General features: G+C 71.7%; 9 protein-coding genes and 2 pseudogenes. 4 read left to right on the forward strand and 7 right to left on the reverse strand.

Annotation, left to right across the window (positions count from 1 at the left end; genetic code table 11):
* Positions 1-24 precede the first annotated feature (24 nt).
* Positions 25-1,178 (reverse strand): annotated as a pseudogene (locus OG447_RS30125) (citrate synthase/methylcitrate synthase).
* A gap of 70 nt (positions 1,179-1,248) precedes the next feature.
* Here OG447_RS30125 and OG447_RS30130 point away from each other — a divergent pair.
* On the forward strand, positions 1,249-2,475 hold the full coding sequence (locus OG447_RS30130) for a citrate synthase (protein ID WP_266940636.1): 1,227 nt from the start codon (positions 1,249-1,251) through the stop codon (positions 2,473-2,475).
* Positions 2,476-2,518: 43 nt separating this feature from the next.
* Here OG447_RS30130 and OG447_RS30135 read toward each other — a convergent pair.
* Positions 2,519-2,690 (reverse strand): annotated as a pseudogene (locus OG447_RS30135) (sugar ABC transporter substrate-binding protein); the annotation flags it as partial.
* A gap of 57 nt (positions 2,691-2,747) precedes the next feature.
* Between OG447_RS30135 and OG447_RS30140 the strand changes: the two are divergent.
* Together OG447_RS30140 and OG447_RS30145 are read left to right on the forward strand one after the other, a co-directional pair.
* Positions 2,748-4,349 (forward strand): sensor histidine kinase, encoded by a 1,602-nt coding sequence (locus tag OG447_RS30140; protein ID WP_266940637.1) that lies wholly within the window; start codon positions 2,748-2,750, stop codon positions 4,347-4,349.
* The gene (locus OG447_RS30145) at positions 4,346-5,056 is read left to right on the forward strand and encodes a response regulator (RefSeq protein WP_266940638.1); all 711 of its coding nucleotides are present in this window, start codon (positions 4,346-4,348) and stop codon (positions 5,054-5,056) included. The genes OG447_RS30140 and OG447_RS30145 overlap by 4 nt, the downstream gene beginning before the upstream one ends.
* A gap of 25 nt (positions 5,057-5,081) precedes the next feature.
* Here OG447_RS30145 and OG447_RS30150 read toward each other — a convergent pair whose 3' ends face one another.
* The 3 genes from OG447_RS30150 to OG447_RS30160 form a co-directional block, all read right to left on the reverse strand.
* Positions 5,082-6,674 carry a cation acetate symporter gene (locus OG447_RS30150; protein ID WP_266940639.1) on the reverse strand — a complete coding sequence of 531 codons (1,593 nt, stop codon included), beginning with the start codon at positions 6,672-6,674 and terminating at the stop codon, positions 5,082-5,084.
* Positions 6,671-7,174, reverse strand: coding sequence for a DUF485 domain-containing protein (locus tag OG447_RS30155; RefSeq protein WP_266940640.1), 504 nt, complete (start codon positions 7,172-7,174; stop codon positions 6,671-6,673). Before OG447_RS30155 ends, OG447_RS30150 begins: the two co-directional genes overlap by 4 nt.
* Positions 7,175-7,382: 208 nt before the next feature.
* The gene (locus OG447_RS30160) at positions 7,383-9,503 is read right to left on the reverse strand and encodes a type IIA DNA topoisomerase subunit B (protein ID WP_266940641.1); all 2,121 of its coding nucleotides are present in this window, start codon (positions 9,501-9,503) and stop codon (positions 7,383-7,385) included.
* A 445-nt stretch (positions 9,504-9,948) separates the two neighbouring features.
* On the opposite strand from OG447_RS30160, the gene OG447_RS30165 reads away from it, so the two are divergent.
* A complete protein-coding gene (locus OG447_RS30165; RefSeq protein ID WP_030016583.1) occupies positions 9,949-10,182 on the forward strand; it encodes a hypothetical protein in 234 nt (77 codons plus the stop codon).
* 107 nt (positions 10,183-10,289) lie between these two features.
* Here OG447_RS30165 and OG447_RS30170 read toward each other — a convergent pair whose 3' ends face one another.
* The gene (locus OG447_RS30170) at positions 10,290-11,216 is read right to left on the reverse strand and encodes a trypsin-like serine protease (protein WP_266940642.1); all 927 of its coding nucleotides are present in this window, start codon (positions 11,214-11,216) and stop codon (positions 10,290-10,292) included.
* A 97-nt stretch (positions 11,217-11,313) separates the two neighbouring features.
* Positions 11,314-12,915, reverse strand: coding sequence for an RNA polymerase sigma factor (locus OG447_RS30175; RefSeq protein ID WP_266940643.1), 1,602 nt, complete (start codon positions 12,913-12,915; stop codon positions 11,314-11,316).
* Between the last annotated feature and the right edge of the window lie 171 nt (positions 12,916-13,086).

Below are 13,086 nucleotides of genomic sequence, written 5' to 3' on the forward strand. Positions count from 1 at the left end.
CCGGTCGATCGTAGCCAGCCGCCGTCAGCCGAACACCGGCACCGGCTGCGGCGGGGTGGGCCCGGTGTACCGGGCGGCCGGACGGATGATCTTCGGGTCGGCGGCCTGTTCCAGGATGTTCGCGCCCCAGCCCACCACCCGGGCCGCGCAGAAGGTGGGGGTGAACATCGCGCGCGGGATCCCGCACAGCTCCATGACCACGCCCGCGTAGAACTCCACGTTGGTGTGCAGTTCGCGGCCCGGCTTGAGTTCGGCGAGGATCTCCTCGACCTGGCGTTCGACCTCCACCGCGAAGTCCACGAGCGGTCCGCCGAACTGCCGGGCGATGTCCCGCAGCATGCGTGAGCGGGGGTCCTCGGTGCGGTACACGGGGTGGCCGAAGCCCATGATCCGCTCCCCCGCCAGGACCCGTTCGCGGATCCACGGCCCGATCCGGTCCGTGGTGCCGATGGCGTCGAGGGTGTCCAGGGCCGGCTGGGGGCGCCGCCGTGCAGCGGGCCGGAGAGCGCGCCGATCGCCCCGGTCAGGCAGGCGGCGACATCGGCGCCGGTGGAGGCGATCACGCGGGCGGTGAAGGTGGAGGCGTTGAAGCCGTGGTCGACGGTGGAGATCAGGTACCGCTCGACCGCGCGGGAGGTGACCGGGTCGGGCTCCTCGCCGGTCAGCATGTACAGGTAGTTGGCGGCGTACGGGAGGTCCTCGCGCGGCTCGACCGGCTCCAGGCCCTGCCCCAGCCGGTGCAGTGCGGTGAGCAGGGTCGGTACGGCGGCACAGGCAGCCAGCGCGTCGGCGGCCCGGCGGCCCGGGTCGAGGTCGTAGACCGGGCGGAATCCGGCGGATGCACCGAGCAGCGAGAGGGCGGTGCGCAGTCCGGCGAGCGGGCCGGAGAGGGCGGTGGCCCGGGCGAGGGCGGGCAGGGCGTCGCGCACCTCGTCCGGCAGCCTGCGCAGCGGGGCGGTCTCCGCGGCGAATGCGGCACGCCGGGCGGCGTCTGCGGGCAGGGTGCCGCGGAACATCAGGTGCCACACGTCCTCGAAGCTGCGGTTCTCGGCGAGCTCGACGGCCGAGTACTGGCGGTAGTGGTAGAAGCCCTCGCGACCCCGGACGTCACCGAGCTCGGTCTCGGTGACCACGACGCCCGCGAGACCGCGGGGCACTGCAACGGTGGTGGTGTTCATGCATCGACCATCGATGATTGATGGAATCCTTGTAAATATTGATCGAATCAATATATGTAGGCTGGCGCGCATGAACGAAGAGCGACGGCTCACCACCCGGCAGGCCGCCGAACTGCTGGGGGTCAAGCCCGCGACCGTGTACGCCTACGTCAGCCGGGGCCAGCTCACCAGCCGACGCGACCAGGTCGGCCGCGGCAGCACCTTCGACGCCGCCGAGGTGGAGGAGCTCGCCCGGCGCAGCCGTCGCGAGGCGGCGGCCCCGCCCGCCGGGGAGCTCTCCGTACGCACCTCCCTCACGCTCATCGAGTCCGACCGCTACTACTTCCGGGGCGTGGACGCCGTGGCCCTGGCCTCGCGGTACGCCTACGAGGAGGTCGCCGAGTGGCTCTGGACGCGCAGCCTGCCGCGCGGCACCCGGTTCACCGCTCCCCCGGAGGCCCTGGCGGCGGCCCGGCGGGCCGTGGCCGCCCTGCCGCAGCACAGCGGGCCGGTGGACCGGCTGCGGGTGGCGGTCGCCGCCGCCGCGGTGGCGGACCCGCTGCGCTTCGACCTGTCCGAGGAGGCCGTACTGGGCTCGGCGCGCTGCCTGATCCCCACGCTGGTCGGCGCCCTGCCGGTGCTGGGCCCGGCCCAGTGGGCCGGGGACGCCCGCATCGCCCGGCAGTTGTGGTCGCGGCTCACCGGGCAGGAGCCCGATCCGGACGCGCTGGCCGCCCTCGACCTGGCGCTGGCGCTGCTGGTCGACCACGATCTGGCCGCCTCGACGCTGGCCGTACGGGTGGCCGCGTCGGCGCGGGCCCATCCGTACGCGGCGGTGTCGGCGGGCCTCGGCGCGCTGGAGGGGCCGCTGCACGGCGCGGCCGGACGCCTGGCGCACCGGATGCTGGTGGAGGTGCTGGAGCGGGGCGGTGCGGCGCCGGTGGTGGCGGAGTACCTGCGGGCGGGACGCCGGGTGCCGGGGCTCGGCCACCGGCTGTACCGGGGCGAGGACCCGAGGGCGACGGCGCTGTTCGCGCGGCTGGAGGGCCTGCCGCAGGCGGCTCCCGCGCTGACGGCGGCCCGCGAGGTGGCCGCGGTGATGGCCCGGCAGGGCGGGCTGCACGCCAATGTGGACCTGGCGCTGGCGGTACTGACCGTGTCCTGCGGAATGGCGGCGGAGGCCGGGGAGACGGTGTTCGCGGTGGCCCGTACGGCGGGCTGGATCGCGCACGCGCTGGAGGAGTACCAGGAACGGCCGCTGCGGATGCGGCCGAGCGGTCAGTACCAGGGGCCCCGCCCGCCACAGCCGCTGCCGTGACGGGCGGATCCGGCACCCGGGCCCCGACTGCAGGACCCCGGACGGGCGAGCTGCCCTTCTTGATCATGTGGCCGTTGCCCCCGGCCGGGGTGGCCGCGCCGCCGGGCACGGGGCCCATGCCGGGCGTTCTCGTACCGGGCCCCGAGCTGCCGGGCCATGTACGTGACGTCGTCGGGCGCGGCGAGGAACAGGCCGAGCTTGTCCGAGGCCGCACGAGGAATTCCACTTGAGCCGGGCGCGACCTACCGTTGCTGCCCATGCGGTTCCTCCTCATGAGCGCTCGGCGCCTCGGGCTGCCCAGACGGGCCGTCTCCCAGATCCTCCTGACCCAGCTGGCCATCGCCGCGGGAGTCGTCGTGCTGGCCACTGGGCTCTTCCTGGCGCCGCTGAGCGCGCAGCTCGACGACCAGGCGATGCGGCGGGCGCTGGCCATCGCCCAGAGCGCCGCCGCCGACCCGGCGCTGGCCGCCGGCCTGCTGGACTCCGGGGCCTCGGCGGACGGCCCGGTGCAGGCCTCAGCCGAGCGGATCCGCCGCGCCACCGGCGCCGAGTACGTGGTCGTCCTCGACCTGGACGGCATCCGCCGCTCGCACCCCAGCGCCGACCGGATCGGACTGCCCGTCTCCACCGACCCGAGCGACGCCCTGGCCGGCCGCGAGGTCATGGAGATCGACGAGGGCACACTGGGCCGCTCGGCCCGCGGCAAGGTCCCGCTGATCGCGGCCGACGGGGAGATCGTCGGCGCCGTCTCCGTCGGCATCGCCTACGACAGCGTGCGCGACCGGCTCCTCGGCGCCATCCCCGGGATGCTCGCCTATGCGGGCGGCGCACTGGCCGCGGGTGCGCTGGCCGCCTATCTGGTGTCCCGCCGGATCCAGCGGCAGACCCGGGACCTGGCCTTCTCCGATATCGCCGGGCTCCTCGCCGAGCGCGAGGCGATGCTGCACTCCATCCGCGAGGGCGTCATCGCCCTCGACCGGGACGGCCGGGTCCGGCTGGTCAACGACGAGGCCGCCCGGCTGCTGGGCCTCGCCGCGGACTCCACAGGCACCCTCGCGGGACGCCCGCTGGACGACGTACTCGGTGCGGGCCGCACCACCGACGTCCTGTCCGGCCGTGTCACCGGCCGCGACCTGCTCACCGTGCAGGGTGAGCGGGTGCTGGTGGCCAATCGGATGCCCACCGAGGACGGCGGCGCCGTGGCCACCCTGCGCGACCGCACCGAGCTGGAGCACCTGAGCCGCGAGCTCGACTCCACTCGCGGCCTGATCGACGCCCTGCGCGCCCTGGACCACGAGCACGCCAACCGCCTCCACACCCTCCTCGGCCTGCTGGAGCTGGGCCTGCACGAGGAGGCGATGGAGTTCGTGACGGAGGTCGCCGGGGTGCACCGCACCACCGCCGAACAGGTCACGGAGAAGATCCACGACCCGCTGCTGGCCGCCCTCCTGGTCGGCAAGGCGACCGTGGCCGCCGAACGCGGCGTCCCCCTGCGGCTGGCAGGGACCAGCCTCCTCCCCGACCGCCTGGTGGACCCGGGCGGCTTCGTGACCATCGTCGGCAACCTGGTGGACAACGCCCTGGACGCCGCCGCCGGCTCGACGGCGCCCCTGGTCGAGGTGGAGCTGCGCGCGGAAGGCCGCACGGCCGTACTGCGGGTGCGCGACAGCGGGCCCGGGGTCCCTGCCGCGCGCCGCGAGGAGATCTTCACGGAGGGCTGGTCGACCAAGCAGCCCAAGGCCCACCGCGAGCGCGGGCTGGGTCTCGCCCTCGTACGCCGTCTCGCGGAACGGCAGGGCGGCAGCGCCCGGGCCGGTGAAGCAGCGGACGGAGGGGCGGAGTTCTCCGTCGTACTCCCGGAGGCCCTGCGATGAACGAGACCCCGAGCCGAGTCCTGGACGTACTGGTCGTCGACGACGATATGCGTGTTGCCCGGATCAACGCGGCGTACGTGACGAAGGTTCCCGGATTCCAGGTGACGGGGCAGGCCCATTCGGCGGCCGAGGCACTCGCCTTCCTCACCGCCCACCCGGTGGACCTGGTCCTGCTCGACCACTACCTCCCGGACGGGAACGGCCTGGACCTGGTCCGCCGCCTGCGCCAGCTCGGCCACCGCACCGACGTGATCATGGTCACCGCCGCCCGCGACCTGGCGACCGTCCAGGCCGCCATGCGCCTCGGCGCCCTCCAGTACCTGGTCAAACCCTTCACCTTCGCCGGCCTGCGCACCCGGCTGGAGGCGTACGGAGCCCTGCGCCGCAGCCTGGAGACCGGCGGCGAGGCAGAACAGTCCGAGGTGGACCGGATCTTCGGCACGCTCGCCGCGGCGGGCACTCCCAACGAGCTCCCCAAAGGGCACTCCCCCACCACCGCCGACCTGGTCCGTCAGGTCCTGCGCGCCGCAGGCGGCCCGCTCTCCACCCAGCAGATCGCCGACCGCGCGGGCATCAGCCGGCAGACCGCCCAGCGCTATCTGAAGCTTCTCGAACGGTCCGGCCGGGTCACGCTCGCCCTCCGCTACGGCGAAACGGGCCGCCCCGAGCACCGCTACACCTGGCTCCCCTCGGAGGGAACCGCCTGACGGCCCTCAGACCGCCTGACGCCCCTCAGACGGCCCCGGCGCCCGTGAGGGAGCGGACCTCCGTCTCCGCGTGCTTCGCCTCGTCCGGCTCCTCCCCGGAGGAGACCGTGCCCAGCCAGCCCGCCAGGAAGCCCAGCGGAATCGACACCAGGCCGGGGTTCTGGAGCGGGAAGAGCTGGAAGTCGACGCCCGGGAAGAACGCGTCGGGACTGCCGGAGACCACGGGCGAGAGCACGACCAGGACCAGCGCCGGAACCAGCCCCCCGTACACCGACCACACCGCGCCCCGGGTCGTGAACCCGCGCCAGAACAGCGAGTACAGCAGCACCGGCAGGTTCGCAGACGCCGCCACGGCGAAGGCCAGCCCCACCAGGAAGGCCACGTTGAGGTCCTGCGCGAACAGTCCGAGGGCGATCGCCACGGCCCCGATCCCGACCGCCGCGACCCGCGCCACCGCGACCTCGCTGCGCTGCCTGGCCCGCCTGCGCTTGAGGGAGGCGTACAGGTCATGGGCGACGGAGGCCGACGAGGCCAGGGTGATCCCGGCGACCACGGCGAGGATGGTGGCGAAGGCGATGGCGGCCACGAAGGCGAACAGCACCGTGCCCCCGGTGGACCCCGCTCCCCCGCCGAGGTGCGCCGCGAGCAGCGGGACGGCCGTGTTCCCCGAAGCGTTGGAGGCCCGGACCTCCGCGGGACCCACCAGGGCGGCCGCTCCGAAGCCCAGCACGATGGTCATCAGGTAGAAGCCGCCGATCAGTCCGATCGCCCAGACCACCGAGCGGCGGGCGGCCCGCGCCGTGGGCACGGTGTAGAAGCGCGACAGGATGTGCGGCAGCCCGGCGGTCCCGAGGACCAGCGCGAGGCCGAGGCTCATGAAGTCGAAACGGGCCGTCCAGTCCCCGCCGTACTTGAGACCGGGGCTCAGGAACCGCACCCCGTGCCCGCTGCGGTCGGCGGCCGTCGTGAGCAACTGGTCGAAGTTGCCGTGGAAACGCAGCAGCACGAGCACCGTCAGGGTGATCGCCCCGCCCATCAGCAGTACGGCCTTCACGATCTGGATCCAGGTGGTGGCCCGCATCCCGCCGAAGGTCACGTAGACCACCATCAGGGCGCCGACCCCGATCACGGTCAGGGTCCGGGCGCCGGCGCTCGAGTTCCCGAGCAGCAGGCCGACCAGGCTGCCCGCGCCGACCATCTGCGCGACGAGGTACAGCACCGAGACGACGACCGAGGAGGCCCCGGCGGCGATCCGCACCGGCCGCTCGCTCATCCGGGCCGCGACCACGTCGGCGAGGGTGAACCGCCCGCAGTTGCGGACCAGTTCGGCAACCAGGAACAGCACCACCAGCCAGGCGACGAGGAAGCCCACCGAGTACAGCAGGCCGTCGTAGCCGAAGAGGGCGATGAGACCGGAGATGCCGAGGAAGGAGGCGGCCGACATGTAGTCGCCCGCGATGGCGAAACCGTTCTCCAGTGGGGAGAACAGCCGCCCGCCCGCGTAGAACTCCTCCGCCGAACCGTGCCGGTTGCGGCTGACCCAGGTGGTGATGCCGAGGGTGACGGCGACGAACAGGCTGAAGAGGATCAGCGCGAGGCTCTGGTGCTCGGTGGTCACCGGCCCGCCCCCCTGGAGGACCGGGTCCGCTCCCCGGCATCCGCCCGGCGGACCTGCTCCTGCTCGAAGACGGTCCAGCGCAGGTCCAGGGCGGCCCGGTCCCGGCGCAGCCGGGCGTGCCGGGCGTACGCCCAGGTCAGCAGGAAGGTGCTGAGGAACTGGCCGAGCCCCGCCAGCAGGGCCACGTTGACCGCGCCCACCACCGGCCGGGCCATCAGGCCGGGCGCCGCGGTGGCGGCGACCACGTAGGCGACGTACCAGAGGAGGAAGCCGGCGGTCGCGGGGACGACGAACCTGCGGTAGCGGCTGCGGACCTCCTGGAAGGCGGCGCTGCGCTGCACTTCCAGGTAGATGTCGGACGCGCCGGGTGTGGGCCGGCCGTCGGGGGCCGGGCGCGGCGGGGACGTTTCCTCCACCTCGCCCCAGCCGACGGCGAGCGCGTCGTACCAGGGGTCGGTCAGCCGGATCGTTCCGGCTTCGGGACCTTCGTGCTTGTCCACCGAACTCTCCTTGTCCGCTGCCGCATTGGCCGCGTGCCCACAAGGATGTGCGGTATGGACGGTTTCCGGACTGGTGTCCCGGTGCTCTTCACTCCTTCAGGTGATGGAGTGAACGCCACCGGTGTGCCGTCGCACCGGCCCGTGCCTGCGGGGACGGCCGCCACGGCCCGGGGAGCGGTCCTCCCCGGGCCGTGGCGGACCGGCCGGATCAGGCGTCGATGCGCGAGCGGTCCAGGGTGGCCGCGGAGCTGGTGATGAACTCCTTGCGCGGGGCCACCTCATTGCCCATGAGCAGGTCGAAGACCTGCTCGGCGGAGTCCAGGTCGCCGATGTTGATCCGGCGCAGGGTACGGAAGCGGGGATCCATGGTGGTCTCCGCCAGCTGGTCCGCGTCCATCTCGCCGAGGCCCTTGTACCGCTGGATCGAGTCCTTGTAGCGGACGTTCTTGCGCTGGTACTCGAGCAGGGTCTGGCGCAGTTCGTTGTCCGAGTACGTGTACACGTACTTGTCCTGGCCCTTCTTCGGCTGGACCAGCTCGATCCGGTGCAGCGGCGGTACGGCCGCGAAGACCCGCCCGGCCTCGACCATCGGCCGCATGTACCGCTGGAAGAGCGTGAGCAGCAGGCAGCGGATGTGCGCGCCGTCCACATCGGCGTCGACGAGCAGGACGATCTTCCCGTAGCGGGCGGCGTCGATGTCGAAGGTCCGGCCCGAGCCGGCCCCTATGACCTGGATGATCGCCCCGCACTCGGTGTTCTTGAGCATGTCCGAGACCGAGGACTTCTGGACGTTGAGGATCTTGCCGCGGATCGGCAGCAGTGCCTGGAACTCGGAGTTCCGGGCGAGCTTGGCGGTGCCGAGCGCGGAGTCGCCCTCGACGATGAAGAGCTCGCTGCGGTCCACGTCGTCGCTGCGGCAGTCGGCCAGCTTGGCGGGCAGCGAGGAGGACTCCAGCGCGGTCTTGCGGCGCTGCGCCTCCTTGTGCTGGCGGGCCGCGATCCGGGTCCGGGCCGCCGCGACGATCTTCTCCATCACGGCGCGGGCCTGCTGCTTGTCATCGCGCTTGGTCGAGGTCAGGAAGGCCTTGAGCTCCCTGGCGACGACGGCGGAGACGATCCGGGTGGCCGCCGAGGTGCCCAGCACCTCCTTGGTCTGGCCCTCGAACTGCGGCTCGGCGAGGCGGACGGTGACGACGGCCGTCATGCCCTCCATCGCGTCGTCCTTGACCACGTCGTCCTCGGCGACGCGCAGCAGCTTGGCCGAGCGCAGCACCTCGTTCACGGTCTTGGTGACCGAGCGTTCGAAGCCGGAGACGTGGGTGCCGCCCTTGGGGGTGGCGATGATGTTCACGAAGGACTTGACGTTGGTCTCGTACGCCGTGCCCCAGCGCAGGGCGATGTCCACGCCGAGCTCGCGGGTGACCTCGGTGGGGGTCATGTGGCCGCGATCGTCGAGGACCGGGACGGTCTCCTTGAAGGTGCCCGTGCCCGTCAGGCGCTGGACGTCGCAGACGCCCTTGTCCTGGGTGAGGTACTCGCAGAACTCGCTGATGCCGCCGTCGAAGCGGAAGGTCTCCTCTGTCTTGCCGGCCCCGTCGATCCCCCGCTCGTCGCGGACGACCAGGGTCAGCCCGGGAACCAGGAAGGCGGTCTGGCGGGCGCGCTGGTAGAGCGTCTCCAGGCCGAGCCGGGCGTCCTTGAGGAAGATCTGGCGGTCGGCCCAGTAGCGGATCCGGGTGCCGTTGCGGCCCTTGGGCACGCGCTTGACCTTACGGAGGCCGTTTGCGGGGTCGAAGGGGCTGTCGGGGCCCTGTTCGGTGAACATCCCGGGGACGCCGCGGCGGAAGCTGATGGCGTGCGTCGAGCTGTTGCGGTCGACCTCGACGTCCAGGCGGGCGGAGAGGGCGTTGACGACGGAGGCGCCGACGCCGTGCAGGCCGCCGGAGGCCGCGTACGAGCCGCCGCCGAACTTGCCGCCGGCGTGCAGCTTGGTCATGACGACCTCGACGCCCGACAGACCGGTCTTGGGCTCGACGTCCACGGGGATGCCGCGGCCGTTGTCCCGGACCTCGACGGAGGCGTCCTCGTGGAGGATCACCTCGATGTGGTCACAGTAGCCGCCCAGGGCCTCGTCGACGGAATTGTCGATGATCTCCCAGAGGCAGTGCATGAGGCCCCGGCTGTCGGTGGAACCGATATACATGCCGGGGCGCTTGCGGACGGCCTCGAGGCCTTCGAGGACGAGCAGGTGCCGCGCGGTGTAGTTGGAACCGTCCCGGTCTGCTCCGGACAGCAGCGCGCTGGAAGGCACGGACGTGTCGGCGGTCACGCAGTTCGCTCCTCGCTGAATTTCTTTTCTGGCCCTGTCGGGCTCAGGGGTGGCTGGGTGCCGGTCGAAGGGTACCGAGGCCTGGTAGAGCCGATGCAACGCCACCCTCGCCGTTCACCAGCGTAGTGCAGATCCGCACGGGTGTTCGATCGCCCGTGGGAGTGAAGCAAACATCACGTTCCCTTCCAGGCATGAACCATTTAGGGTTCGGGCACGTCCTCATGAACAACCTGGCACCCAGCCGGGGGAGGATGGAACTGCGACAAGCGAACGACTGACAACGCGAAACCGTAAAGCAACGCAATACGGCTCCTTCGCCGCCAACCGGCAACAGCCGGCCAGCTTCGGAAGGAAGTTTCGAGGAAAAGCCGCGAGCGGGAACGTTTTCGGCCTGGTTGGATGTTGACCCTGGTACGACAGCTCGTCGAGCTAGAGAAGAGGCGACGTGACTACTGTTCTGACACCCGCGACCCCGCTGACGGCCGCTGACCGATGCGACCGTTGCGGCGCCCAGGCATATCTGCGCGTCGTCCTGCTGAGCGGCGGTGAACTGCTCTTCTGCGCCCACCACGGACGCAAGTTCGAGCCGGAACTCAAGAAGATCGCCGCGGAAATACAGGATGAGACCGAGCGGCTCACGTCCGCTCCGGCTGCCAATGCCGAACCCGAGGACCGCTGACACAGGCCTATACCTCGCATCCGACGAGCCAGGACCGGCCAGGCCGGTCGACGGGCGGCCCCTCTGAGACCCAGGGGGAGCCGCCCGTCCTCATGTCCGGACACTCCCTAACGCGTGCGATGCCCCTGTGCGGGCCATCCTCCGGGCCCGTAGCCCCTCGCGGGGCCCGGTGCGACCTCCTGGACCCTTCCGGCCTGCTGGGCCGTCTCCGGGCCTGTCGCGAAGCCGGCCAGCGGCGCGACGCGCGTGTACACCCCCGGACTGTCCGCCCGCCCGCAGCCACGCCCCCACGACACGAGTCCGATGAGCCGCCCCTGGGCGACGAGCGGCCCCCCGCTGTCCCCCTGGCAGGCGTCCTTGCCGCCTCCGCCGTCCCCCGCGCACACCATGGACTCCGCCCGGTACTGCCCGTCGGCGTCCCCGGGGTAGGCCCGCCCGCAGACCTCGTCGGCCAGGACCGTCACCGGCGCGGCGCGCAGTGCGTACGCGTAGTCGCCGAAGCCGCTCGTGTCGCCCCAGCCGTACACGGCCGCGTCCGTGCCCGGCGCGTAGGCCGGGTGGCCCGTCCCCGCCATGGGCAGGACGTAGTGCGCAGGCACGGCTTCGCCGAGTTCCAGTACGGCGAGGTCCCCGGCATTGGTCCGCGGGTCGTAGGCCGGGTTCACGCGGGCCGTGCGCACCGCGATCTCCTTGCCGTCGTCCGCACGCAGCTCCGTACGCCCGGCGATCACCCGGAAGTCGGGAACGGACTCGACCGGGCCGCCCAGCACCTGGCTGGCGAGGCAGTGGGCCGCGGTCAGCACCTTGGTCGGGGCCACGATCACGCCCCCGCAGAACTGCCCGCCCCGCGTACCCCCGAACCGGTCACGGCTGGCGAGGGCCACCACCCAGGGACTGTCGGCCACCTTCACCGGCTTCCCGCCGATCACCACGCTGTCCGCTGCCGCCTGTGGCACCTGGGCCAACGGCGCCGCGGCCGCTCCCGCCACCAGGGTCAGCGCTCCCGCCAGGACACGGGCAAAGGGACGACGCATGAGGCCTCCTGACTCTGAGTGTGCATGACTCCACCCAGAGTGGGATGCCCGGTGGCCGTGCGCACCCGCGCGGCCACCGGCACACCACCCGTGCCGGTCAGTCCAGGTAGTCGCGCAGCACCTGGGAGCGGGACGGGTGACGCAGCTTCGACATCGTCTTGGACTCGATCTGGCGGATCCGCTCACGCGTGACGCCGTAGACCTTGCCGATCTCGTCGAGGGTCTTCGGCTGGCCGTCCGTGAGGCCGAAGCGCATCGAGACCACGCCGGCCTCGCGCTCGCTCAGCGTGTCGAGGACCGAGTGCAGCTGCTCCTGCAGGAGCGTGAAGCTCACGGCGTCGGCCGGGACGACCGCCTCGGAGTCCTCGATGAGGTCGCCGAACTCGCTGTCGCCGTCCTCGCCGAGCGGGGTGTGCAGGGAGATCGGCTCGCGGCCGTACTTCTGGACCTCGATGACCTTCTCGGGGGTCATGTCGAGTTCCTTGGCCAGCTCCTCCGGGGTGGGCTCGCGGCCCAGGTCCTGGAGCATCTGGCGCTGCACGCGGGCGAGCTTGTTGATGACCTCGACCATGTGCACCGGGATGCGGATGGTGCGGGCCTGGTCGGCCATGGCGCGCGTGATCGCCTGCCGGATCCACCACGTGGCGTACGTGGAGAACTTGTAGCCCTTGGTGTAGTCGAACTTCTCGACCGCGCGGATCAGACCCAGGTTGCCTTCCTGGATCAGGTCCAGGAAGAGCATGCCGCGGCCGGTGTAGCGCTTGGCGAGGGAGACCACGAGGCGGAGGTTGGCCTCCAGCAGGTGGTTCTTGGCGCGGCGGCCGTCCTCGGCGATGATCTCCAGTTCGCGCTTGAGCTTGGGCGCGAGCTTGTCGGAGTTCGCCAGCTTGTCCTCGGCGAAGAGCCCCGCCTCGATGCGCTTGGCGAGCTCGACCTCCTGCTCGGCGTTGAGGAGGGGGACCTTGCCGATCTGCTTGAGGTAGTCCTTGACCGGGTCGGCGGTGGCGCCGGCAACGACGACCTGCTGGGCCGGGGCGTCGTCCTCGTCGTCGGAGATGACGAAGCCCTTGTTCTCGCCGCCCTCCTCCTCCTCGTCGGCCTCGGCCTTCGCCGCGTCGGGACCCTCGTCCGGGGTCTCGTCGTCGGTGTCGTCGGAGGCCTTCTTGGAGGCGGTCTTCTTCGCCGCGGTCTTCTTTGCGGCGGTCTTCCTGACGGGCGCGGCCTTCTTCGCCGCGGTCTTCTTCGCCGCCGCCTTCTTGGCGGGGGGCTCGGTTCCGGTCTCGTCCACGAGAGCGTCCGCGGTCTCCGGGTCCGCCGTCCCGGCCGCCGGGGCCTCGGCGGCGGGGGTGGTGGTGGCGGGCTGCGCTGCCGTCGTCTTCGCCGCCGTCTTCCTGGCAACGGGCTCCGTGGCCGTCCGCTTGGCGGGGCTCTTCGCTGCGACGCTCTTGCGGGTGGTGCGCTTGGGCGACTCCGCGGCACTGACCATCAGCGTCACACCCTCTTCCTCGAGGATCTGGTTGAGGCTGCGCAGAACATTCTTCCACTGGGTCGCAGGAATCTGGTCAGCCTCGAAGGCCCGACGCACGTCATCGCCGGCGATCTGCCCCTCGGCCTTGCCCCGCTCGATGAGCGCCATCACAGACTCGGAATCGGCGATCTCCGGCGGGAGCGTACGGGATGTGCTGGCCGACACGAACAACCTCTCGGAACGATGGGAACGGCTTCCGACCCCGGGCCTGGTGGTGCTGGACCGGAGCCGACGACCACCGACTGGGGATGGGCCGGGGGCGCGGGCAGGGGCCGGGGAGCTGCACAGCACCCGCAAGGGCTGCTGTCTTCCCTCCGTCGGCCATCACCTCTTAGGTCATCG

This window comes from Streptomyces sp. NBC_01408, from assembly GCF_026340255.1.
Classification (GTDB): Bacteria; Actinomycetota; Actinomycetes; order Streptomycetales; family Streptomycetaceae; genus Streptomyces.

Coding starts and splice junctions, on each gene's coding strand:
- OG447_RS30130 (WP_266940636.1), top strand. CDS start 1,249: ATGAACGAAGAGCGACGGCTCACCACCCGGCAGGCCGCCGAACTGCTG.
- OG447_RS30145 (WP_266940638.1), top strand. CDS start 4,346: ATGAACGAGACCCCGAGCCGAGTCCTGGACGTACTGGTCGTCGACGAC.
- OG447_RS30140 (WP_266940637.1), top strand. CDS start 2,748: ATGAGCGCTCGGCGCCTCGGGCTGCCCAGACGGGCCGTCTCCCAGATC.
- OG447_RS30170 (WP_266940642.1), bottom strand. CDS start 11,216: ATGCGTCGTCCCTTTGCCCGTGTCCTGGCGGGAGCGCTGACCCTGGTG.